This window comes from Pseudomonas sp. S44 (assembly GCF_016624805.1).
GTDB lineage: Bacteria > Pseudomonadota > Gammaproteobacteria > Pseudomonadales > Pseudomonadaceae > Aquipseudomonas > Aquipseudomonas machongensis.
In genome coordinates this window covers 1-21,913 of record NZ_JACVTY010000039.1, presented here as the reverse complement: position 1 = coordinate 21,913, position 21,913 = coordinate 1, and the positions used below count along the sequence as shown (strand labels likewise).

Below are 21,913 nucleotides of genomic sequence, written 5' to 3'. Positions count from 1 at the left end.
ATGCTTTCACGTTGTGCATCCGTGATCGGGAGCTGTCCATCGTTAGCCCATGTGGCGTGAATTGCTGTGAAACGCTGAGAATCGATGTGAACGATGGGGAAATTGAAACATTTGTCGTTTTGGCGATGACGCGTCCTGGCTCTCGCCTGTCCTGTGAAGAGGTAATAAAAAACCCGATGAATCAAAGACTCATCGGGTTTTTTATTACCGGGCTAGCCGATGCAACAGACGTATCAGAACGGAATATCGTCATCGAAGCTGTCGAAGTCAGCGGCAGGCTGCGGAGCCTGCTGTTGCGGCGCTGGGCGCTGTTGCGCCTGCTGCGGACGCGGCGCCTGCTGGCGTGGCGCCTGGTTGTACTGTTGCTGCTGGCCACCGCCCTGGTTGTAGTTGCCGCCGCCCTGGTTGTACTGATCGCCGCCCTGGCCCTGCGGACGGCCGCCGAGCAGCTGCATGGTGCCCTGCATGTCGACGATGATCTCGGTGGTGTAGCGCTTGATGCCGTCCTTTTCCCACTCGCGGGTCTGCAGCTTGCCCTCGATGTAGCACTGCGAACCCTTGCGCAGGTACTCGCCGGCGATCTCGGCAACCTTGCCGAACAGCGAGACACGGTGCCATTCGGTGCGCTCGACCTTCTGCCCCGACTGCTTGTCGGTCCACTGCTCGCTGGTGGCCAGGCTCAGGTTGGTCACGGCGTTACCGTTGGGCAGGTAGCGGACTTCGGGATCCTGGCCGCAAGTACCAACCAGAATGACTTTGTTAACCCCACGGGCCATAACGTTCTCCTAGGCTTCGCACGCCGCCGAGGCTGGGTTCACCAGACGCTCGAGGGTCGCACGGTCCAAAATTTTCGTATCCAGTTTGATATAGATGGCGGCTTCTTCTGCCACCACCACGGCGTCGGTTACACCCGGCACAGCCATCAGGCGCTCGGTCAATCCAGCTTCGCGAACCGCCTCCGGTGTCAGCGGCATGCGCAGGCTGGTGACGTACGGCGGTTCATTCATGCCCAGGGCAGATACCAGCCAGATACCACACAGTACAGCACATCCCAGGAACACCATGCCCAGGCCACCGTGCTGGTACAACCAGCCACCGATGATTCCTCCCAGCGCGGCACCCAGGAACTGGCTCGTGGAGTAGACCCCCATGGCCGTTCCCTTGCCGCCGGCGGGCGACACCTTGCTGACCAGCGAAGGCAAGGATGCCTCCAGCAGGTTGAAGGCGGTAAAGAATATCACGGTGCCGGTCACCAGTCCTCGCAAGTCGTCAGCCCAGCGCCAGAAGAACACCTCGATCAGCAGCAGCACAGTGACCGCACCAACCAACACGCGTTTCATCTTGCGCTTCTTTTCGCCGTAGATGATGAACGGCACCATTGCAAAAAATGAGACGAGCAAGGCGGTCAGGTATACCCACCAGTGCTCTTCCTTGGGCAGGCCGCCACGCTCGACGAAGGCCAGCGGCAGGGCCACGAAGCTGGCCATGAGGATCGCATGGAGGATGAAAATGCTCAGGTCCAGGCGCAGAAGGTCCGGATTACGCAGGGTCGGGCCGAGCGCCTGGCGTGCGACACCCGATTCGCGGTGTTGCAGTGCGCTATGCGCGCTGGGCACGACGAAGGCGATCAGGGCGATACCGACGACGGCAAGTCCTGCGGTAGCGAGGAACAATCCCGACAAGCCAAAGGCACTTGTCAGCAGCGGCCCTATCACCATCGCCACTGCGAACGACAGGCCGATGCTCATGCCGATCATGGCCATGGCCTTGGTGCGATGCTGTTCGCGGGTGAGGTCGGAGAGCAAGGCCATGACCGCTGCGGAAATCGCCCCCGCGCCCTGCAGGATGCGTCCGGCGATCACGCCCCAGATCGAATCGGCTTGGGCCGCCAGTAAGCTGCCAAGGGCGAAGATCACCAGGCCCAGGTAGATTACCGGACGGCGCCCGATGCGGTCGGAAATCACCCCGAACGGGATCTGTAGCACGGCTTGCGTCAGGCCGTAGGCGCCAATGGCCAGGCCGATCAGCGCGGGCGTGGCACCGGCGAGGTCCATGCCATAGGTGGCCAGCACGGGCAGGACCATGAACATGCCCAGCATACGAAAGGCAAAGACCAAGGCAAGGCCGCCTGCGGCGCGGGTTTCGCTGCCACTCATGCGCTCGTTGTGGGTGTCGTGCATGGATAAACCTCGTGTGAACCGGCGGCGATTCTATCAGTCCGACGGCTAGACGGCATATACGCGACGCTTTGCCGCGTAGTGGCAGCGCGCCGTATACTTCTTTGTTTATGCCCGCCAAGCGAGGCCGTAGTGGACAAGATCCTGATCCGTGGGGCACGTACCCACAACCTGAAGAACATCGACCTGACCCTGCCCCGGGACAAACTGATCGTGATCACCGGTCTGTCCGGTTCCGGCAAGTCGTCACTGGCCTTCGACACACTCTACGCCGAAGGTCAGCGTCGCTACGTGGAGTCGCTGTCGGCCTATGCCCGGCAGTTCCTGTCGATGATGGAAAAGCCCGATGTCGACACCATCGAAGGCCTGTCACCGGCAATCTCCATCGAGCAGAAGTCGACCTCGCACAACCCGCGTTCGACCGTCGGCACCATCACCGAAATCTACGACTACCTGCGCCTGCTCTATGCCCGCGTCGGTACGCCACGCTGCCCGGACCACGACATTCCGCTGGAAGCGCAAACGATCAGCCAGATGGTCGACCTGGTGCTCGAGCAACCCGAAGGCAGCAAGCTGATGCTGCTGGCACCCGTGGTGCGCGAGCGCAAGGGTGAGCACCTGGCGGTGTTCGATGAGCTGCGCGCCCAGGGCTTCGTTCGTGCGCGGGTCAACGGCAAGCTGTACGAACTCGACGAGTTGCCCAAGCTCGACAAGCAGAAGAAGCACAGCATCGATGTGGTGGTCGACCGCTTCAAGGTGCGCAACGACCTGCAGCAGCGCCTGGCCGAGTCCTTCGAGACCGCGCTGAAGCTGGCCGACGGTATCGCCCTGGTGGCGCAGATGGATGACGAAAGCGCCGAGGACATGATCTTCTCCGCCCGCTTCGCCTGCCCGGTCTGCGGCCATGCGATCAGTGAGCTCGAACCCAAGCTGTTCTCCTTCAACAACCCGGCTGGCGCCTGTCCGACCTGCGATGGCCTGGGCGTGAAGCAGTTCTTCGACACCAAGCGTCTGGTCAACCACGAGCTGACCCTGGCCGAAGGCGCGATCCGTGGCTGGGACCGGCGCAACGTCTACTACTTCCAGATGCTCGGCTCGCTGGCGGCGCATTACGGCTTCAGCCTCGACGAGCCTTTCGGCCAGCTCTCGGCCGATCACCAGAAGGTGATCCTGCAGGGCAGCGGCAAGCAAAGCGTCGACTTCAAGTACCTCAACGACCGCGGCGACATCGTCAAGCGCTCGCACCCGTTCGAAGGCATCGTGCCGAACCTGGAACGCCGCTACCGCGAGACCGAATCGGCGACCGTGCGCGAGGAGCTGGCCAAGTTCCTTGGCACCCAGCCGTGCCCGGACTGCCGCGGCACCCGCCTGCGTCGCGAAGCGCGCCATGTATGGGTGGGCGAAAAAACCCTGCCGGCAGTCACCAACCTGCCGATCGGCGATGCCAGCGAGTACTTCGCCGCCCTGACGCTCAGCGGTCGACGCGGAGAAATTGCAGCGAAGATCCTCAAGGAGATCTGCGAGCGCCTGCAGTTCCTGGTCAACGTCGGCCTGGACTACCTCACCCTCGACCGCAGCGCCGAAACCCTTTCGGGTGGCGAGGCCCAGCGAATCCGCCTGGCCAGCCAGATTGGCGCCGGCCTGGTGGGGGTGATGTACATCCTCGACGAGCCGTCGATCGGCCTGCACCAGCGTGACAACGACCGTCTGCTCGCCACGCTCAACCACCTGCGCGACCTGGGCAATACGGTGATCGTGGTGGAGCACGACGAGGACGCCATTCGCCTGGCCGACTATGTCGTCGACATCGGTCCGGGCGCCGGGGTGCATGGCGGGCAGATCGTCGCCGAAGGCTCACCACAGGAAGTCATGGCGCACCCCGACTCGGTGACTGGCATGTACCTGTCCGGTCGCAAGAAGATCGCCGTGCCGGCCAAACGCACGCCACGCAACAAGAAGCTGTCGCTCAAGCTCAAGGGGGCACGCGGCAATAACCTGCAGAACGTCGACCTGGAAGTGCCGATCGGCCTGCTGACCTGCGTCACCGGTGTGTCCGGCTCGGGCAAGTCAACACTGATCAACAACACCCTGTTCCCTCTCGCAGCCACTGCGCTCAATGGTGCCAGCAGCCTGGAAGCGGCAGCGCACACCAGCATGGATGGCCTGCAGCACCTGGACAAGGTGGTCGATATCGACCAGAGCCCGATCGGCCGCACACCGCGCTCGAACCCGGCCACCTATACCGGCATTTTCACGCCGATCCGCGAACTGTTCGCTGGCGTGCCGGAGTCGCGTTCTCGGGGTTATGGCCCTGGGCGCTTCTCGTTCAACGTCAAGGGCGGGCGCTGCGAAGCGTGCCAGGGCGATGGCCTGATCAAGGTGGAAATGCACTTCCTGCCGGATATCTACGTGCCGTGTGATGTGTGCAAGAGCAAGCGCTATAACCGCGAGACGCTGGAGATCAAGTACAAGGGCAAGAATATCCACGAGGTTCTGGAAATGACCATCGAGGACGCACGCGAGTTCTTCGACGCGGTCCCGGCGTTGGCGCGCAAGCTGCAGACACTGATGGACGTGGGCCTTTCGTACATCAAGCTAGGACAGTCGGCTACGACGCTTTCAGGCGGTGAGGCGCAGCGGGTGAAGCTGTCGCGCGAGTTGTCCAAGCGCGACACCGGCAAGACCCTCTACATCCTCGACGAGCCGACCACCGGCCTGCACTTCGCTGACATCCAGCAGTTGCTGGACGTGCTGCATCGCCTGCGCGACCACGGCAACACCGTGGTGGTGATCGAGCACAACCTGGACGTGATCAAGACCGCCGACTGGCTGGTGGACCTGGGGCCGGAAGGTGGCTCCAAGGGCGGCCAGATCATTGCCAGCGGCACGCCCGAGGAACTGGCCAAGATGAAGCAGTCGTATACCGGGCATTACCTGAAGCCCCTGCTGGAACGCGACCGGGCCTGACAAAAAAAGCCCCTGGCATGCAAATGCCGGGGGCTTTTCTCTCTATACGTGCCCTCTGCAGGGACGTTACATTTGCGATTGCAGGTAATTCTGCAGCCCGATGGACTTGATCAGGCCCTGCTGCTTCTCCAGCCAGTAGGTGTGATCTTCCTCGGTGTCGGCCAGTTGCGCGCGCAGGATATCGCGGCTGATGTAGTCCTTGTGCAGCTCGCACAACTCGATGCCCTTGCACAATGCGGCGCGGACCTTGTACTCCAGGCGCAGGTCGGCAGCGATCATGTCAGGCACGGTGGTGCCCACGTCGAGGTCATCCGGGCGCATGCGCGGGGTGCCTTCGAGCATGAGAATGCGGCGAATCAGGGCATCGGCGTGCTGCGCCTCTTCTTCCATCTCGTGGTTGATGCGTTCGTAGAGCTTGGCCAAGCCCCAGTCTTCGTACATGCGCGAGTGAATGAAGTATTGGTCACGTGCCGCCAGTTCGCCCGTCAGCAACGTGTTGAGGTAATCGATTACGTCCGGGTGACCTTGCATCGCCCTGATTCTCCCTGAGTGAAAGCTTGATAAGGAGATAGTGTGAACCATGATTTCTTCAAGGTCACTGAAAAATGCGCAATTTGTGTGAAAAAAGCGGGCAAACCGTAGTGATTTTCATTGAAAAACCGCCCAAATGAGGGCGGTTCTCCTTATCACTTCGACTTAGGCCAGCTTGATGCCCAAGGCGTTTGCAATCCCCTCGCCGTAAGCAGGATCTGCCTTGAAGAAGTGCTGCAACTGACGCTGCACCACATCTTCGCTGACGCCTTGCAGGGTGCCGGCAATGTTGTTTATCAACAGGGCTTGCTGCTCGGCATTCATCAAGCGGAACAGCGCACCCGCATGGCTGTAGTAGTCATTGTCCTCACGGTGGTCGTAACGATCCGCCGCACCATTGAGGGCCAACGCAGGCTCGGCATGACGAGGCGACTGCTTGGGCGCATCGGCGTAGCTGTTCGGCTCGTAGTTCGGAGCGCTGCCGTAGCTGCCCATGGTCATCGCCCCATCGCGCTGATAGCTGTGCACCGGGCTACGTGGCGCATTCACCGGCAAATGCTGGTGATTGGTACCAATGCGGTAGCGGTGGGCATCAGCGTAGGCGAATACGCGGCCCTGCAGCATGCGATCTGGAGACAGGCCAACACCTGGCACCATGTTGCTCGGCCCGAACGCGGCCTGCTCGACTTCAGCGAAGTAGTTGAGCGGGTTGCGATTGAGTTCCAGCACACCTACCTCGATCAGTGGGTAGTCCTTCTGCGACCAGGTCTTGGTGACGTCAAAGGGGTTCTCGGCGCGATTGGCCGCTTCTTCTTCGCTCATCACCTGGATGCAGACGGTCCAGCGCGGGTAGTCGCCGCGATCGATCGCTTCGAACAAGTCACGTTGGGCGTAGTCTGGATCGGTACCCGCGATACGTGCCGCATCGGCCGGGGCCAGGTTCTTGATACCTTGCTGGGTCTTGAAGTGCCACTTGACCCAGGTGCGCCGGCCATCGGCGCTCAGCAGGCTATAGGTATGGCTGCCGAAACCGTGCATGTGGCGGTAGCCGTCCGGAATACCCCGATCAGAGAACAGGATGGTGACCTGGTGCAGCGCCTCGGGCGAATGTGACCAGAAGTCCCACATCATCTGGGCGTTCTTCAGGTTGGTCTGTGGGTGACGCTTCTGGGTGTGGATAAAGTCCGGGAATTTCAGCGGATCGCGAATGAAGAACACGGGGGTGTTGTTGCCGACGATGTCCCAGTTACCTTCTTCGGTGTAGAACTTGACGGCAAAACCACGTGGGTCACGCTCGGTGTCGGCCGAACCACGTTCGCCTCCGACAGTGGAGAAACGCAGGAAGGTTTCGGTCTGCTTACCAATGCTCTCGAACAGACGAGCGCTGGTGTATTGAGTGATGTCGCGAGTGACAGTGAAGGTGCCGTAAGCGCCCGACCCCTTGGCGTGCACGCGACGTTCAGGGATGTTCTCGCGATTGAAGTGGGCCAGCTTCTCGATCAGATGGAAGTCGTCGAGCAGCAGCGGGCCGCGTGGGCCTGCCGAACGGGAATTCTGGTTATCGGCTACAGGTGCACCGCTGGCGGTAGTAAGAATCTTGCTCATGGGCTCTCCTTATCGGTCTCGAAATGCCGGCTAATCGGCCTGAGAGCAAGTATGGGTGCGCAACATGACAAGATCTAATTTATAGATATGCTTAAATCGATAGTTTTTTACAATTTATTAAGACACAAAAAACCGGGCACTAGGCCCGGTTTCTTGTAGCAGACAGAACGTCTTACTCGGCAGCTTCTACAGCACCACCGACCGGACGATCAACCAGCTCGACGTACGCCATAGGCGCGTTGTCGCCAGCGCGGAAACCGCACTTCAGGATGCGCAGGTAGCCGCCCTGACGGGTGGCGTAACGCTTGCCCAGGTCGTTGAACAGCTTGCCAACAGCGGATTTCGAACGGGTACGGTCGAAAGCCAGACGACGGTTGGCGACGCTATCTTCCTTGGCCAGGGTGATCAGCGGCTCGGCAACGCGGCGCAGTTCCTTGGCTTTCGGCAGGGTGGTTTTGATCAGCTCGTGCTCGATCAGCGACACTGCCATGTTCTGGAACATAGCCTTGCGGTGAGAGCTGGTACGGCTCAGGTGACGTCCACTTTTACGATGACGCATGATTCATTCCTTACCAAACACTACGTTCGGTGATTACGACGATCAGGCAGTCGCCTTGTCGTCTTTCTTAAGACTTGCAGGCGGCCAGTTGTCGAGGCGCATGCCGAGAGACAGACCACGGGAGGCCAGGACGTCCTTGATTTCGGTCAGGGACTTCTTGCCCAGGTTAGGAGTCTTCAACAGCTCTACTTCGGTACGCTGAATCAGGTCGCCGATGTAGTAGATGTTCTCCGCCTTGAGGCAGTTGGCCGAACGTACAGTCAGTTCCAGGTCGTCAACCGGGCGCAGCAGGATCGGATCGATCTCGTCTTCCTGCTCGACCACGACCGGCTCGCTGTCACCTTTGAGGTCGACGAACGCGGCCAGCTGCTGTTGCAGGATGGTCGCGGCCCGACGGATGGCCTCTTCAGGGTCCAGGGTGCCGTTGGTTTCCAGATCGATGACCAGCTTGTCCAGGTTGGTACGCTGTTCAACACGGGCGTTCTCGACCACGTAGGCGATACGACGCACCGGGCTGAACGAAGCGTCCAGCTGAAGACGGCCAATGCTGCGGCTTTCATCTTCGTCAGTCTGACGGGAATCGGCCGGCTCGTAACCGCGACCACGAGCTACGGTGAGCTTCATGTTCAGGGCGCCGTTGGACGCCAGGTTCGCGATTACGTGATCGGGATTGACGATCTCGACATCGTGATCCAGCTGAATATCGGCAGCGGTAACCACCCCCGAACCCTTTTTCGACAAGGTCAGCGTAACTTCGTCACGACCGTGCAGCTTGATCGCCAGGCCTTTGAGGTTCAACAGGATTTCAATGACGTCTTCCTGTACACCTTCGATCGCGGAGTACTCATGGAGTACGCCATCGATCTCGGCCTCGACTACTGCACAGCCAGGCATGGAGGACAACAGGATGCGACGCAGCGCGTTGCCCAGGGTATGGCCGAAACCACGCTCGAGAGGCTCGAGCGTGATCTTGGCGCGGGTTGGACTGACTACCTGCACGTCGATGTGACGGGGAGTCAGGAACTCATTTACCGAAATCTGCATGGATGCACCTATTTTCTAGCCCTTACTTGGAGTAGAGCTCGACAATCAGGTTTTCGTTGATGTCGGCGGACAGATCGCTGCGAGCAGGAACGTTCTTGAAAACGCCCGACTTTTTAGCAGAATCAACGTCTACCCACTCAACGCGGCCACGCTGGGCGCACAGTTCAAGGGCTTGAACAATGCGCAGCTGGTTCAGCGACTTCTCACGAACCGCGACCACGTCACCCGGACGAACTTGGTAGGATGGAATGTTTACGGTCTTGCCGTTAACGCTGATCGCTTTGTGCGAAACCAGCTGACGGGATTCGGAACGAGTCGAACCGAAGCCCATACGGTAAACGACGTTGTCCAGGCGGCATTCCAGCAGTTGCAGCAGGTTCTCACCAGTAGCGCCTTTTTTCGAGGCTGCGACTTGGTAGTAACCGCGGAACTGGCGCTCCAGGACACCGTAGATACGGCGGACTTTTTGTTTCTCGCGCAGCTGGGTACCGTAGTCGGACTGACGGCCACGGCGCTGGCCGTGTACACCTGGGGCTGCTTCGATGTTGCACTTCGATTCCAGAGCGCGAACACCGCTCTTCAGGAACAGGTCAGTGCCTTCACGGCGAGACAGTTTGCATTTTGGACCAATGTAACGTGCCATTTATCTGTCTCCTGATTACACGCGACGCTTCTTCGGCGGACGGCACCCGTTATGCGGGATTGGCGTCACGTCGGTGATGCTGGCGATCTTGTAGCCGCAGCTGTTCAGTGCACGAACGGCGGACTCACGACCTGGACCTGGACCCTTGACGTTCACGTCGAGGTTCTTCAGACCGTATTCCAGCGCAGCTTGACCAGCGCGCTCAGCAGCGATCTGAGCTGCGAACGGGGTGGATTTGCGCGAACCACGGAAACCCGAACCACCGGAAGTCGCCCAGGACAAAGCGTTGCCCTGACGGTCGGTGATGGTCACGATGGTGTTGTTGAAAGACGCATGGATGTGGGCGATGCCATCAACCACTGTCTTTTTGACTTTTTTACGAGGACGAGCAGCAGGTTTTGCCATGTCTATATTCCTGGGCGATTACTTGCGGATCGGCTTACGCGGGCCCTTACGGGTGCGTGCGTTGGTCTTGGTGCGCTGACCGCGAACCGGCAGACCTTTACGATGACGCAGGCCGCGGTAGCAACCCAGGTCCATCAAGCGCTTGATCTTCATGTTGATGTCACGGCGCAGGTCACCTTCGGTGGTGAACTTCGCGACTTCGCCACGCAGGGTTTCGATTTGCTCGTCGCTCAGATCCTTGATCTTAGCGGCTGGATTTACACCAGCGTCTGCACAGATTTTCTGTGCAGTTGTGCGACCGACACCATAGATGTAGGTCAGCGAGATAACAGCATGCTTGTTATCTGGAATGTTGACGCCTGCAATACGGGCCATTCAGTGGGACTCCAATTGACAGCTACCTACGCCCCGGAAGCCAAGAAATAGGGCGCGAGATAATATCGCTGTAGAAACGAATAATCAACCCAGCAGCACACTAGCTGCTGGGTTTGAAGCGCAGATCACACTCAGCCTTGGCGCTGCTTGTGACGCGGTTCCGCGCTGCAGATCACGCGCACGATACCTTCGCGACGAATGATCTTGCAGTTGCGGCACAGCTTTTTCACCGATGCACGAACTTTCATTACCGACTCCTCGAACCTTAGGGGTCTATCAGCGCAGCAGACCGCTGCCACCATAGCCTTTCAGGTTGGCTTTCTTCATCAGGGATTCGTACTGGTGCGAAACGAGGTGCGATTGTACTTGGGACATGAAGTCCATCACAACCACTACCACAATCAGCAACGAGGTCCCGCCAAGGTAGAACGGCACGTTTGCTGCCACCACCAGGAACTGGGGCAGAAGGCAGACGGCCATCATGTAAAGAGCACCGAACATGGTCAAACGAGTCAGAACGCCATCAATGTAGCGCGCCGACTGCTCACCAGGACGGATACCCGGAATAAAGGCACCGGACTTCTTCAGGTTTTCCGCTACGTCTTTCGGGTTGAACATCAACGCTGTGTAGAAGAAGCAGAAGAAGATGATCCCTGCACTAAACAGCAGAATGTTCAACGGCTGACCAGGAGCGATCGACTGCGAGATGTCCTGCAGCCAGCCCATACCCTCGGACTGACCGAACCAGGCACCCAGCGAAGCCGGGAACAGCAAGATGCTGCTCGCGAAAATGGCAGGAATGACGCCCGCCATGTTCACTTTCAGCGGCAAGTGGCTGGTCTGCGCAGCGAAGACCTTGCGGCCCTGCTGACGCTTGGCGTAGTGAACGGCGATACGACGCTGACCACGCTCAATGAACACCACGAAACCGATAATCGCTACTGCAAGCAAACCGATAGCGACCAGGGCGAAGATGTTGATATCGCCTGTGCGCGCAGACTCGAAAGACTGCCCGATTGCTCTCGGAAGACCGGCAACGATACCTGCGAAGATCAACATCGAGATACCGTTGCCCACACCGCGCTCGGTGATCTGCTCGCCGAGCCACATCATGAACATTGCGCCAGCCACGAAGGTGGAGACGGCAACGACATGGAAGCCCAGGCCAGCAGAAAACGCCACGCCCTGGTTGGCCAGGCCAATGGACATGCCAATGGCTTGAACCAGCGCCAGGATAACGGTGCCGTAGCGGGTGTACTGGCTGATCTTGCGACGGCCAGCTTCACCTTCCTTCTTCAACTGCTCCAGCTGAGGGCTGACTGCGGTCATGAGCTGCATGATGATCGATGCCGAGATGTACGGCATGATCCCCAGTGCAAAGATGCTCATGCGCTCCAGCGCACCACCGGAAAACATGTTGAACAAGCTAAGAATGGTCCCCTCATTCTGTCGAAACAGATCCGCCAGACGGTCTGGATTGATGCCAGGCACCGGGATATGTGCGCCGATCCGATAGACGATGATCGCCATGAACAGAAAGCGCAGACGAGCCCAGAGTTCCGACATCCCGCCCTTACCGAGCGAAGAGAGAGCACCTTGCTTAGCCATTTATTCCTCGAACTTGCCGCCAGCTGCTTCGATAGCCGCACGCGCACCTTTGGTGACGGCGATGCCCTTGATAGTGACTGCGCGAGTGACTTCGCCGGACAGCATGATTTTCACACGCTGTACATGCTGGCCAATCACGTTGGCGTCTTTCAGGGACTGTACGGAGATCACGTCGCCTTCCACCTTGGCCAGCTCGGACAGACGCACTTCGGCGCGATCCATGGCTTTCAGGGAAACGAAGCCGAACTTCGGCAGACGACGGTGCAGCGGCTGTTGACCGCCTTCGAAGCCCGGAGCGATGGTGCCACCGGAACGGGAGGTCTGACCTTTGTGACCACGGCCACCAGTCTTGCCCAAACCGCTACCGATACCACGACCCGGACGATGCTTCTCGCGACGGGAACCCGGCGCTGGACTCAGATCATTGAGTTTCATCGATTAACCCTCGACGCGCAGCATGTAGTAAGCCTTGTTGATCATCCCGCGATTCTCGGGAGTATCCTGGACTTCTACAGTGTGACCGATGCGACGCAGACCCAGGCCTTTAACGCACAGGATGTGGTTAGGCAGGCGGCCGGCGGTGCTCTTGATCAGCGTTACTTTTACGGTTGCCATGATCAGAAGATCTCCTCAACGCTCTTGCCGCGCTTGGCAGCAATGGATTCAGGAGATTGCATGGCTTTCAGACCCTTGAAGGTGGCATAAACCACGTTCACTGGGTTGGTCGAACCGTAGCACTTGGCCAGAACGTTCTGGACACCAGCAACTTCCAGGACAGCACGCATTGCGCCGCCGGCGATGATACCGGTACCTTCCGAAGCAGGCTGCATGTAAACCTTCGAGGCGCCGTGGGCAGCCTTGGTGGCGTACTGCAGGGTGGTGCCCTTCAGGTCAACCTGGATCATATTGCGACGGGCAGCTTCCATGGCTTTCTGGATCGCGGCAGGTACTTCGCGCGATTTGCCACGGCCGAAGCCGACGCGACCTTTGCCATCACCTACCACGGTCAGCGCGGTGAAGGTGAAGATACGGCCGCCTTTAACGGTTTTAGCAACGCGGTTAACTTGAACCAGCTTCTCGATGTAGCCTTCGTCGCGCTTTTGATCGTTATTTGCCATAACTTAGAACTCCAGTCCGCCTTCACGAGCAGCATCGGCCAGCGCCTTGACGCGACCATGGTACTTGAAGCCGGAACGGTCAAAGGCAACTTGAGATACACCGGCGGCTTTCGCACGCTCAGCTACCAGCTTGCCAACCTTAGTGGCCGCGTCGATGTTGCCGGTGGCGCCATCACGCAGTTCTTTGTCCAAGGTCGAGGCGCTTGCCAGAACCTTGCTGCCGTCGGCCGAAATGACCTGGGCATAGATGTGCTGCGAGGAGCGGAACACGCACAGACGCACGGCTTCGAGCTCGTGCATTTTCAGGCGTGCTTTGCGAGCGCGACGCAGTCGAATAACTTTTTTGTCGGTCATTTGCTAGGCCCTACTTCTTCTTGGCTTCTTTACGACGGACTACTTCGTCCGCGTAACGCACACCCTTGCCTTTGTAAGGCTCTGGCGGACGGAAGTCGCGGATTTCAGCGGCCACCTGCCCCACCAGCTGCTTGTCGATACCCTTGATCAGGATGTCGGTCTGGCTTGGGGTTTCAGCGGTGATACCGGCTGGCAGTTCGTAGTCCACTGGATGCGAGAAGCCCAGAGCCAGGTTCAGGATGGTGCCCTTGGCCTGTGCCTTGTAACCAACACCGACCAGCTGGAGCTTGCGCTCGAAGCCTTGGCTTACGCCCTGGACCATGTTGTTCACCAGAGCACGGGTGGTACCGGCCATGGCACGAGCTTGCTGGTCACCGTTGCGAGCGACGAAGCGCAGCTCGCCGGACTCTTCGGTAACTTCAACAGACGAGTGAACGTTCAGTTCGAGAGTGCCCTTGGCACCCTTCACCGAAAGCTGCTGGCCGGCGAATTTGACTTCGACACCGGATGGCAGCTTAACGGGGTTCTTAGCGACGCGAGACATGCCTATCTCCCCTTAGAACACTGTGCACAGAACTTCGCCACCGACACCGGCAGCGCGCGCAGCGCGATCAGTCATCACACCTTTGTTGGTGGAGACGATAGACACGCCCAGACCGCCACGTACTTTCGGCAGGTCGGAGACGGACTTGTACTGGCGCAGGCCTGGACGGCTGGAGCGCTTCAGTTCCTCGATGACCGGACGGCCTTCGAAGTACTTCAGTTCGATCGACAGGGAAGGCTTGGCTTCGCCACTGACCTGGTAGCCAGCGATGTAACCTTCGTCCTTCAGAACTTTGGCAACCGCGACCTTCAGAGTGGAGGAAGGCATGCTTACGACGGACTTTTCAGCCATCTGGGCATTACGGATGCGAGTTAGCATGTCCGCTAACGGGTCCTGCATACTCATGGGCTAGATGCTCCTGATACAAGAATTATTAGCCTTGCGGCTATCACAACCACCTGACCGCCCCGGGCAAAAAACCCAGGCTCAGGTGAGCCGGTCATTCTAGACACAAGACAGAAACGAAACAAGCCCCACGAGGGGGCTTGTTTGTTGGCGATGTCACCGGCGGTCGGAAGATTGCTCCCCCTACGCCGGGATCACACCTGCAGCGATTACCAGGAGGCCTTGACCAGACCTGGTACGTCACCGCGCATTGCAGCTTGACGCAGCATGTTACGGCCCAGGCCGAACTTACGGTAAACACCGTGAGGACGACCGGTCAGGCGGCAACGGTTGCGCAGACGCGAAGCGCTGGCATCACGAGGCTGCTTCTGCAGAGCGACAACGGCAGCGAAACGCTCTTCTGGAGAGGCGTTCAGGTTGACGATGGTCGCTTTCAGCTCGGCACGCTTTTTGGCGTACTTGGCTACCGTGAGCTGACGCTTCAGCTCGCGGTTTTTCATGCTCTTCTTGGCCATTTTCCTACTCCAATCAGTTGCGGAACGGGAACTTGAATGCACGCAGCAGAGCGCGGCCTTCGTCGTCCGAACGAGCAGTGGTGGTCAGGGTGATGTCCAAACCGCGCAGAGCATCGATCTTGTCGTAGTCGATTTCCGGGAAGATGATCTGCTCTTTCACGCCCATGCTGTAGTTGCCACGACCATCGAAGGACTTGGCATTCAGGCCGCGGAAGTCGCGAACCCGAGGCAGGGAGATCGCCAGCAGGCGGTCCAGGAATTCGTACATCTTGTCGCTACGCAGGGTCACCTTGACGCCGATCGGCCAGCCTTCACGGACTTTGAAGCCCGCGATGGATTTACGAGCGAAAGTCACGACCGGCTTTTGACCGGTGATCTTTTCCAGGTCGGCAACTGCATGCTCGATGACTTTCTTGTCGCCGATCGCTTCGCCCAGACCCATGTTCAGGGTGATCTTGGTAACGCGCGGAACTTCCATCACGTTCGACAGCTTAAGTTCTTCCTTAAGCTTGGGAGCGATTTCGTTCCGGTAAATCTCTTTCAGTCGTGCCATGGTCTTCTACCTAGCAGTGTTCAAGCATCAACCGCTTTTTGGGTCGACTTGAAGACACGAATTTTCTTACCGTCTTCTACTTTGAAACCAACGCGGTCAGCCTTGTTGGTTTCGCCATTGAAGATGGCAACGTTGGAAGCGTGCAGAGGCGCTTCTTTCTCGACGATACCGCCCTGAACGCCTGCCATCGGGTTCGGCTTGGTATGACGCTTGACCAGGTTGACACCACCGATGACCAGACGGTCATCAGCGAGAACCTTCAGCACCTTACCGCGCTTACCCTTGTCTTTGCCGGCGATCACGATGATCTCGTCGTCACGACGAATCTTTTGCATGTCGGATCTCCTTACAGCACTTCAGGGGCGAGCGAGACGATCTTCATGAACTTCTCGTTACGAAGTTCACGGGTCACTGGCCCGAAGATGCGGGTACCGATCGGCTCTTGCTTGTTGTTCAGCAGAACAGCAGCGTTGCCGTCGAAACGAATGATGGAACCGTCAGCGCGACGTACACCGTGACGGGTACGAACGACAACAGCAGTCATCACCTGGCCTTTCTTGACCTTACCGCGAGGAATCGCTTCCTTGACGGTAACTTTGATGATGTCACCGATGCCGGCGTAACGGCGGTGCGAACCGCCGAGCACCTTGATGCACATGACGCGACGAGCGCCGCTGTTATCGGCCACATCGAGCATGGATTGAGTCTGAATCATAAAATTTCTCCGACCCCTAGCCCTTAGACTTCAACAGCGCGTTCGAGGACTTCAACCAGTGCCCAGGACTTGGTCTTGGCCAGCGGACGAGTTTCGGTAATCGAAACCTTGTCGCCGATCTTGCACTGGTTGGTTTCGTCGTGCGCGTGCAGCTTAGTCGAACGCTTAACGTATTTACCGTAGATCGGGTGCTTAACGCGACGCTCGATCAGAACGGTGATGGTCTTGTCCATTTTGTCGCTGACGACACGGCCAGTCAGCGTACGGACGGTTTTTTCAGCTTCAGCCATGATCACTTACCTGCCTGCTGGTTGAGCACAGTTTTCACGCGAGCGATGTCACGCTTAACTTGCGAGAGCAGGTGCGACTGCCCCAACTGGCCAGTTGCTTTCTGCATACGCAGATTGAACTGGTCGCGCAGCAAGCCGAGCAGTTGCTCATTCAGTTGCTGTGCCGATTTTTCACGAAGTTCATTCGCTTTCATCACATCACCGTCCGCTTAACAAAGGAGGTGGCGAGAGGCAGCTTTGCAGCAGCCAGGGCGAAAGCTTCGCGCGCCAGCTCTTCAGAAACACCCTCGATCTCGTACAGGACTTTGCCTGGCTGGATCTGGGCAACCCAGTACTCCACGGAACCCTTACCTTTACCCATACGAACCTCGAGAGGCTTCTTGGTAACCGGCTTGTCCGGGAATACACGGATCCAGATCTTGCCGCCACGTTTTACGTGACGGGTCAGCGCACGACGCGCCGACTCGATCTGGCGGGCGGTGAGACGACCGCGAGCGACAGCTTTCAGAGCGAACTCGCCGAAGCTGACCTTGCTACCGCGCAGTGCCAGACCACGGTTGTGGCCGGTCATCTGCTTGCGGAATTTTGTACGCTTTGGTTGCAACATTTGGCGTACCCCTTACTTAGCAGCTTTTTTACGAGGCGCTGGTGCTTGCGGCTTCAGCTCTTCCTGGCGACCACCAATTACTTCGCCTTTGAAGATCCAAACCTTCACACCGATCACACCATAGGTGGTGTGAGCTTCGTAGGTGTTGTAGTCGATATCGGCACGCAGGGTGTGCAGAGGCACACGACCTTCGCGATACCACTCAGTACGGGCGATCTCGGCACCGCCGAGACGACCGCTCACCTGGATCTTGATGCCTTTGGCACCAATACGCATGGCGTTCTGTACGGCGCGCTTCATGGCGCGACGGAACATAACGCGGCGCTCCAGCTGCTGGGCAACGCTTTGCGCAACCAGCATGGCGTCGAGTTCCGGCTTGCGGATCTCTTCGATGTTGATGTGCACAGGCACACCCATCTGCTTGGTCAGGTCCTGACGCAGCTTCTCTACATCCTCACCCTTCTTGCCGATAACGATACCGGGACGAGCGGTGTGGATGGTGATGCGTGCAGTTTGAGCCGGACGATGAATATCGATACGGCTTACGGACGCGCTTTTTAGTTTGTCTTGGAGGTACTCACGCGTTTTCAGATCCTTCAACAGGTAATCTGCGTAAGTAGCACCGTCTGCGTACCAGACGGAGGTGTGCTCCTTGACGATTCCCAGGCGAATGCCAGTGGGATGTACTTTCTGACCCATCTGATCGACTCCGTTACTTGTCCGCAACCTTGACAGTGATATGGCAAGACCGCTTGACGATGCGATCAGCGCGGCCTTTGGCTCGCGGCATGATGCGCTTCAGCGAACGCCCTTCGTTGACGAAAACGGTGCTGACCTTCAGGTCATCAACGTCTGCGCCTTCGTTGTGTTCGGCGTTGGCAACGGCCGACTCGAGGACTTTCTTCATGATTTCAGCGGCTTTTTTGCTGCTGAAGGCCAACAGGTTGAGCGCTTCGCCCACCTTCTTCCCGCGGATCTGGTCGGCGACCAAGCGGGCTTTCTGGGCGGAGATTCGAGCGCCCGACAACTTAGCGGCTACTTCCATTTCCTTACCCCTTAACGCTTGGCTTTCTTGTCAGCCACGTGCCCGCGATAGGTGCGGGTACCGGCGAACTCGCCCAGTTTGTGGCCGACCATGTCTTCGTTCACGAGAACTGGGACGTGTTGGCGACCGTTGTGTACCGCGATGGTCAGACCGACCATTTGTGGCAGGATCATCGAACGGCGCGACCAGGTTTTCACTGGCTTGCGATCGTTCTTCTCCACCGCCACTTCGATCTTCTTCAGCAGGTGAAGATCGATAAAAGGACCTTTTTTCAGAGAACGTGGCACTGTCGTATCCCTCTAGTTACTTGCGACGACGGACGATCATGTTGTCGGTACGCTTATTACCACGGGTTTTCGCACCCTTGGTTGGGAAGCCCCATGGCGATACCGGATGACGACCACCGGAGGTACGACCTTCACCACCACCATGTGGGTGGTCAACCGGGTTCATGGCAACACCACGAACGGTTGGGCGAACGCCGCGCCAGCGTTTGGCACCAGCTTTACCCAGCGAACGCAGGCTGTGCTCGGAGTTCGAGACTTCACCCAGGGTCGCACGGCATTCAGCCAGTACTTTGCGCATCTCACCGGAGCGCAGACGCAGAGTCACGTAGGCACCTTCACGAGCGATCAGCTGAGCCGAAGCACCAGCGGAACGAGCGATCTGCGCACCTTTACCCGGCTTCAGTTCGATGCCGTGAATGGTGCTACCTACCGGGATGTTGCGCAGTTGCAGGGAGTTACCGGCCTTGATTGGGGCCAGGGCACCTGCGATCAGCTGGTCGCCAGCGCTCACGCCTTTAGGGGCGATGATGTAGCGACGCTCGCCGTCTGCGTAGCACAGCAGGGCGATGTGAGCAGTACGGTTTGGATCGTATTCCACGCGCTCGACAGTGGCTGGAATGCCATCTTTGTCGTTGCGACGGAAGTCGACCAGACGGTAATGCTGCTTGTGACCACCACCAACGTGACGAGTGGTAATGCGGCCATTGTTGTTACGACCACCAGACTTCGATTTCTTCTCGAGCAGCGGTGCGTGAGGAGCGCCTTTGTGCAGCTCCTTGTTGACCACCTTGACCACGAAACGGCGGCCAGGGGAAGTCGGTTTGCATTTAACGATTGCCATGATGCACCCCTTCCTTACTCAGCACTGCTGCTGAAATCGAGATCTTGGCCTGGCTGAAGGGAGACGATCGCCTTCTTCCAGTCATTACGCTTGCCCAGACCACGTGCGGTACGCTTGGTTTTACCCAGGACGTTGACAGTCGACACGTTTTCAACTTTTACGTTGAACAGGCCTTCGACAGCTTTCTTGATTTCCAGCTTGGTTGCATCGGTAGCAACCTTGAATACGAACTGGCCTTTTTTCTCAGCCAGAACGGTAGCCTTCTCGGAAACGTGCGGGCCAAGGAGGACTTTGAATACGCGTTCCTGGTTCATCCCAGCAGCTCCTCGAATTTCTTCACGGCGGAGACAGTGATCAACACTTTCTCGTAGGCGATCAGGCTGACCGGGTCGGAACCCTGGACGTCACGTACGTCGACGTGCGGCAGGTTACGAGCAGCCAGGTACAGATTCTGATCAACTGCGTCCGAAACGATCAGTACGTCGTTCAGGCCCATGCCGTTCAGCTTGTTCAGCAGGTCTTTGGTTTTCGGCGCTTCGACAGCGAAGTCCTGAACCACGACCAGACGATCGCTACGCACCAGCTCGGAGAGGATGGAGCGCAGTGCTGCGCGGTACATCTTCTTGTTGAGCTTCTGCGAGTGATCCTGAGGGCGAGCTGCGAAGGTGACACCACCGCCACGCCAGATCGGACCACGAGTGGTACCGGCACGAGCACGGCCAGTACCCTTCTGACGCCATGGGCGCTTACCGCCACCGGCTACGTCAGAGCGGGTCTTCTGCTGCTTGGTGCCCTGACGGCCGCCGGCCATGTAGGCCACGACTGCTTGGTGTACCAGCGTCTCGTTGAATTCGCCACCGAAAGTCAGTTCGGAAACTTCGATCGCCTGAGCGTCATTTACATTGAGTTGCATGTCAGTTTCCCCTTAACCGCGAGCCTTGACAGCCGGACGCACAACCACGTCGCCGCCAGTAGCGCCTGGAACGGCACCCTTGATCAGCAGCAGGTTGCGTTCAGCGTCTACGCGTACTACTTCCAGGGACTGTACAGTCACGCGCTCAGCGCCCATGTGACCGGACATCTTCTTGCCCTTGAATACACGACCAGGAGTCTGGCACTGGCCGATGGAGCCAGGGACACGGTGCGATACGGAGTTACCGTGGGTGTTGTCCTGACCACGGAAGTTCCAACGCTTGATGGTACCGGCGAAGCCTTTACCTTTGGACTGACCGGTTACGTCTACCAGCTGGCCTGCAGTGAAGAGTTCAGCTTTGATCAGATCGCCAGCCTGGAAATCGCCTTCTTCAAGACGGAACTCCCAGACACCGCGACCAGCGGCAACGTTAGCCTTGGCGAAGTGACCTGCCTGAGCGGCAGTCACGCGCGAAGCACGACGCTCGCCGACAGTGACTTGCACTGCACGGTAGCCATCGGTTTCTTCAGTTTTGAACTGGGTGACACGATTCGGCTCGATCTCGATGACCGTGACCGGAATGGAGACACCTTCTTCGGTGAAAATGCGGGTCATACCGCACTTGCGACCGACTACACCAATAGTCATGTTGTAAACCTCATGAGTGTACGGGGCTTTCACCCGCTATGGCCGCCCATTTCAGAGCGTTACACGACTCAGACCGAAGTCTTAGCCGAGGCTGATCTGCACTTCCACACCTGCCGCGAGATCAAGCTTCATCAGCGCATCAACGGTTTTATCCGTTGGCTGGACGATGTCCAGAACGCGCTTATGAGTGCGAATCTCGTACTGGTCACGCGCGTCTTTGTTGACGTGCGGGGAGACCAGAACGGTGAAACGCTCTTTGCGGGTAGGCAGTGGAATTGGACCACGCACTTGTGCACCAGTACGTTTCGCGGTTTCCACGATTTCCTGGGTGGATTGGTCGATCAGGCGATGGTCGAAAGCCTTCAACCTGATACGGATTTGCTGATTTTGCATTGGATTTCAGACTCCAGGCTGTTCCCAACGGACGCACTACGCCCGCTAAAAGGAGGCGTGATTCTATAGACGCCCCTATTTAGTGTCAACCCAATAAAAAAAACCCCCGCTAAGCGGGGGTTTTTTCAATCGGTCGAGTGATTACTCGATGATTTTGGCTACGACGCCGGCGCCGACGGTACGACCGCCTTCACGGATGGCGAAGCGCAGACCGTCTTCCATTGCGATGGTCTTGATCAGGGTGACAGTCATCTGAATGTTGTCACCTGGCATTACCATTTCAACGCCTTCCGGCAGTTCGCAGTTACCGGTCACGTCAGTGGTACGGAAGTAGAACTGAGGACGGTAGCCTTTGAAGAACGGAGTGTGACGACCGCCTTCTTCCTTCGACAGAACGTAGACTTCTGCGGTGAACTTGGTGTGCGGCTTGACCGAACCTGGCTTGACCAGAACCTGGCCACGCTCAACGTCGTCACGCTTGGTACCACGCAGCAGAACGCCGCAGTTCTCGCCAGCACGACCTTCGTCCAGCAGCTTGCGGAACATCTCAACACCGGTGCAGGTGGTGGTGGTGGTGTCACGCAGACCAACGATTTCCAGCGGATCCTGAACGCGAACGATGCCACGCTCGATACGGCCGGTAACAACGGTACCACGACCCGAGATCGAGAATACGTCTTCGATCGGCATCAGGAACGGCTGGTCGACGGCACGAACTGGCTCAGGGATGTAGGCATCCAGAGTTTCTACCAGCTTCTTGACAGCGGTAGT

34 protein-coding genes are annotated in these 21,913 nt (G+C 58.2%); 1 reads left to right on the top strand and 33 read right to left on the bottom strand.

What is annotated here, in order from left to right; translation table 11 throughout:
* Nucleotides 1-233: 233 nt before the first annotated feature.
* Both IAE40_RS22775 and IAE40_RS22770 read right to left on the bottom strand, forming a co-directional pair.
* The gene (locus IAE40_RS22775; RefSeq protein WP_054893569.1) at nt 234-776 is read right to left on the bottom strand and encodes a single-stranded DNA-binding protein; all 543 of its coding nucleotides are present in this window, start codon (nt 774-776) and stop codon (nt 234-236) included.
* Nucleotides 777-785: 9 nt separating this feature from the next.
* Nucleotides 786-2,180: an MFS transporter gene (locus IAE40_RS22770; protein WP_063542485.1), complete on the bottom strand. Its 1,395-nt coding sequence runs from the start codon at nt 2,178-2,180 to the stop codon at nt 786-788.
* Nucleotides 2,181-2,309: 129 nt separating this feature from the next.
* On the opposite strand from IAE40_RS22770, the gene uvrA reads away from it, so the two are divergent.
* A complete protein-coding gene (gene uvrA / locus IAE40_RS22765) occupies nt 2,310-5,144 on the top strand; it encodes an excinuclease ABC subunit UvrA (protein WP_054893567.1) in 2,835 nt (944 codons plus the stop codon).
* 66 nt (nt 5,145-5,210) lie between these two features.
* Here the strand turns inward: uvrA and bfr are convergent, their stop codons facing one another.
* The 31 genes from bfr to IAE40_RS22610 form a co-directional block, all read right to left on the bottom strand.
* Nucleotides 5,211-5,675 carry a bacterioferritin gene (gene bfr / locus IAE40_RS22760; RefSeq protein ID WP_063542481.1) on the bottom strand — a complete coding sequence of 155 codons (465 nt, stop codon included), beginning with the start codon at nt 5,673-5,675 and terminating at the stop codon, nt 5,211-5,213.
* A 165-nt stretch (nt 5,676-5,840) separates the two neighbouring features.
* The gene (locus IAE40_RS22755) at nt 5,841-7,280 is read right to left on the bottom strand and encodes a catalase (RefSeq protein WP_063542479.1); all 1,440 of its coding nucleotides are present in this window, start codon (nt 7,278-7,280) and stop codon (nt 5,841-5,843) included.
* Between the two features lie 172 nt (nt 7,281-7,452).
* The gene (rplQ, locus tag IAE40_RS22750) at nt 7,453-7,839 is read right to left on the bottom strand and encodes a 50S ribosomal protein L17 (protein WP_003255451.1); all 387 of its coding nucleotides are present in this window, start codon (nt 7,837-7,839) and stop codon (nt 7,453-7,455) included.
* Nucleotides 7,840-7,881: 42 nt separating this feature from the next.
* Nucleotides 7,882-8,883: a DNA-directed RNA polymerase subunit alpha gene (locus IAE40_RS22745; RefSeq protein WP_003255452.1), complete on the bottom strand. Its 1,002-nt coding sequence runs from the start codon at nt 8,881-8,883 to the stop codon at nt 7,882-7,884.
* A gap of 22 nt (nt 8,884-8,905) precedes the next feature.
* Nucleotides 8,906-9,526, bottom strand: coding sequence for a 30S ribosomal protein S4 (gene rpsD / locus IAE40_RS22740; protein WP_063542477.1), 621 nt, complete (start codon nt 9,524-9,526; stop codon nt 8,906-8,908).
* A 15-nt stretch (nt 9,527-9,541) separates the two neighbouring features.
* Nucleotides 9,542-9,931, bottom strand: coding sequence for a 30S ribosomal protein S11 (gene rpsK, locus IAE40_RS22735; RefSeq protein ID WP_003255454.1), 390 nt, complete (start codon nt 9,929-9,931; stop codon nt 9,542-9,544).
* An 18-nt stretch (nt 9,932-9,949) separates the two neighbouring features.
* Nucleotides 9,950-10,306: a 30S ribosomal protein S13 gene (gene rpsM, locus IAE40_RS22730; protein ID WP_003257112.1), complete on the bottom strand. Its 357-nt coding sequence runs from the start codon at nt 10,304-10,306 to the stop codon at nt 9,950-9,952.
* 131 nt (nt 10,307-10,437) lie between these two features.
* Nucleotides 10,438-10,554 carry a 50S ribosomal protein L36 gene (gene rpmJ, locus IAE40_RS22725; protein WP_011531897.1) on the bottom strand — a complete coding sequence of 39 codons (117 nt, stop codon included), beginning with the start codon at nt 10,552-10,554 and terminating at the stop codon, nt 10,438-10,440.
* A gap of 28 nt (nt 10,555-10,582) precedes the next feature.
* A complete protein-coding gene (gene secY, locus IAE40_RS22720; RefSeq protein WP_003255459.1) occupies nt 10,583-11,914 on the bottom strand; it encodes a preprotein translocase subunit SecY in 1,332 nt (443 codons plus the stop codon).
* Entirely contained in the window at nt 11,915-12,349 is a 435-nt protein-coding gene (gene rplO, locus IAE40_RS22715; protein ID WP_054893563.1) for a 50S ribosomal protein L15, read from the bottom strand.
* Nucleotides 12,350-12,352: 3 nt separating this feature from the next.
* Complete coding sequence (rpmD, locus tag IAE40_RS22710; protein ID WP_029614570.1) at nt 12,353-12,529, bottom strand: 50S ribosomal protein L30; 177 nt, start codon at nt 12,527-12,529, stop codon at nt 12,353-12,355.
* Nucleotides 12,530-12,531: 2 nt separating this feature from the next.
* Nucleotides 12,532-13,032, bottom strand: coding sequence for a 30S ribosomal protein S5 (rpsE, locus tag IAE40_RS22705; protein WP_003255465.1), 501 nt, complete (start codon nt 13,030-13,032; stop codon nt 12,532-12,534).
* 3 nt (nt 13,033-13,035) lie between these two features.
* Nucleotides 13,036-13,386, bottom strand: coding sequence for a 50S ribosomal protein L18 (rplR, locus tag IAE40_RS22700; RefSeq protein WP_023629183.1), 351 nt, complete (start codon nt 13,384-13,386; stop codon nt 13,036-13,038).
* A 10-nt stretch (nt 13,387-13,396) separates the two neighbouring features.
* Nucleotides 13,397-13,930: a 50S ribosomal protein L6 gene (gene rplF / locus IAE40_RS22695; RefSeq protein WP_027594874.1), complete on the bottom strand. Its 534-nt coding sequence runs from the start codon at nt 13,928-13,930 to the stop codon at nt 13,397-13,399.
* A gap of 12 nt (nt 13,931-13,942) precedes the next feature.
* Complete coding sequence (gene rpsH / locus IAE40_RS22690; protein ID WP_023382627.1) at nt 13,943-14,335, bottom strand: 30S ribosomal protein S8; 393 nt, start codon at nt 14,333-14,335, stop codon at nt 13,943-13,945.
* 209 nt (nt 14,336-14,544) lie between these two features.
* Nucleotides 14,545-14,850: a 30S ribosomal protein S14 gene (gene rpsN, locus IAE40_RS22685; protein ID WP_013970638.1), complete on the bottom strand. Its 306-nt coding sequence runs from the start codon at nt 14,848-14,850 to the stop codon at nt 14,545-14,547.
* Nucleotides 14,851-14,863: 13 nt separating this feature from the next.
* Nucleotides 14,864-15,403 (bottom strand): 50S ribosomal protein L5, encoded by a 540-nt coding sequence (rplE, locus tag IAE40_RS22680; RefSeq protein WP_003255474.1) that lies wholly within the window; start codon nt 15,401-15,403, stop codon nt 14,864-14,866.
* Between the two features lie 20 nt (nt 15,404-15,423).
* Nucleotides 15,424-15,738 carry a 50S ribosomal protein L24 gene (gene rplX, locus IAE40_RS22675; protein ID WP_003255476.1) on the bottom strand — a complete coding sequence of 105 codons (315 nt, stop codon included), beginning with the start codon at nt 15,736-15,738 and terminating at the stop codon, nt 15,424-15,426.
* Nucleotides 15,739-15,749: 11 nt separating this feature from the next.
* A complete protein-coding gene (gene rplN, locus IAE40_RS22670) occupies nt 15,750-16,118 on the bottom strand; it encodes a 50S ribosomal protein L14 (RefSeq protein WP_011063774.1) in 369 nt (122 codons plus the stop codon).
* A gap of 23 nt (nt 16,119-16,141) precedes the next feature.
* Complete coding sequence (gene rpsQ / locus IAE40_RS22665) at nt 16,142-16,408, bottom strand: 30S ribosomal protein S17 (protein WP_023534981.1); 267 nt, start codon at nt 16,406-16,408, stop codon at nt 16,142-16,144.
* A 2-nt stretch (nt 16,409-16,410) separates the two neighbouring features.
* Nucleotides 16,411-16,602: a 50S ribosomal protein L29 gene (rpmC, locus tag IAE40_RS22660; protein ID WP_002555481.1), complete on the bottom strand. Its 192-nt coding sequence runs from the start codon at nt 16,600-16,602 to the stop codon at nt 16,411-16,413.
* Nucleotides 16,602-17,015 (bottom strand): 50S ribosomal protein L16, encoded by a 414-nt coding sequence (gene rplP / locus IAE40_RS22655; RefSeq protein ID WP_009397508.1) that lies wholly within the window; start codon nt 17,013-17,015, stop codon nt 16,602-16,604. Before rplP ends, rpmC begins: the two co-directional genes overlap by 1 nt.
* 12 nt (nt 17,016-17,027) lie before the next feature.
* Entirely contained in the window at nt 17,028-17,714 is a 687-nt protein-coding gene (gene rpsC, locus IAE40_RS22650; RefSeq protein WP_003255481.1) for a 30S ribosomal protein S3, read from the bottom strand.
* 13 nt (nt 17,715-17,727) lie between these two features.
* Nucleotides 17,728-18,060: a 50S ribosomal protein L22 gene (rplV, locus tag IAE40_RS22645; protein WP_003103908.1), complete on the bottom strand. Its 333-nt coding sequence runs from the start codon at nt 18,058-18,060 to the stop codon at nt 17,728-17,730.
* Between the two features lie 11 nt (nt 18,061-18,071).
* Nucleotides 18,072-18,347, bottom strand: a complete 276-nt coding sequence (gene rpsS, locus IAE40_RS22640) for a 30S ribosomal protein S19 (RefSeq protein ID WP_010486981.1) — start codon at nt 18,345-18,347, stop codon at nt 18,072-18,074.
* Between the two features lie 16 nt (nt 18,348-18,363).
* Nucleotides 18,364-19,188, bottom strand: coding sequence for a 50S ribosomal protein L2 (gene rplB / locus IAE40_RS22635; RefSeq protein WP_029614573.1), 825 nt, complete (start codon nt 19,186-19,188; stop codon nt 18,364-18,366).
* A 14-nt stretch (nt 19,189-19,202) separates the two neighbouring features.
* Nucleotides 19,203-19,502 (bottom strand): 50S ribosomal protein L23, encoded by a 300-nt coding sequence (rplW, locus tag IAE40_RS22630; RefSeq protein ID WP_003255484.1) that lies wholly within the window; start codon nt 19,500-19,502, stop codon nt 19,203-19,205.
* Nucleotides 19,499-20,101: a 50S ribosomal protein L4 gene (gene rplD, locus IAE40_RS22625; protein WP_009397517.1), complete on the bottom strand. Its 603-nt coding sequence runs from the start codon at nt 20,099-20,101 to the stop codon at nt 19,499-19,501. Before rplD ends, rplW begins: the two co-directional genes overlap by 4 nt.
* A gap of 12 nt (nt 20,102-20,113) precedes the next feature.
* Nucleotides 20,114-20,749 (bottom strand): 50S ribosomal protein L3, encoded by a 636-nt coding sequence (rplC, locus tag IAE40_RS22620; protein WP_054893562.1) that lies wholly within the window; start codon nt 20,747-20,749, stop codon nt 20,114-20,116.
* Between the two features lie 81 nt (nt 20,750-20,830).
* On the bottom strand, nt 20,831-21,142 hold the full coding sequence (gene rpsJ / locus IAE40_RS22615; protein ID WP_003186070.1) for a 30S ribosomal protein S10: 312 nt from the start codon (nt 21,140-21,142) through the stop codon (nt 20,831-20,833).
* 141 nt (nt 21,143-21,283) lie between these two features.
* A partial coding sequence (locus IAE40_RS22610) for an EF-Tu/IF-2/RF-3 family GTPase (protein WP_200603906.1) occupies nt 21,284-21,913 on the bottom strand: 630 nt, incomplete at its 5' end.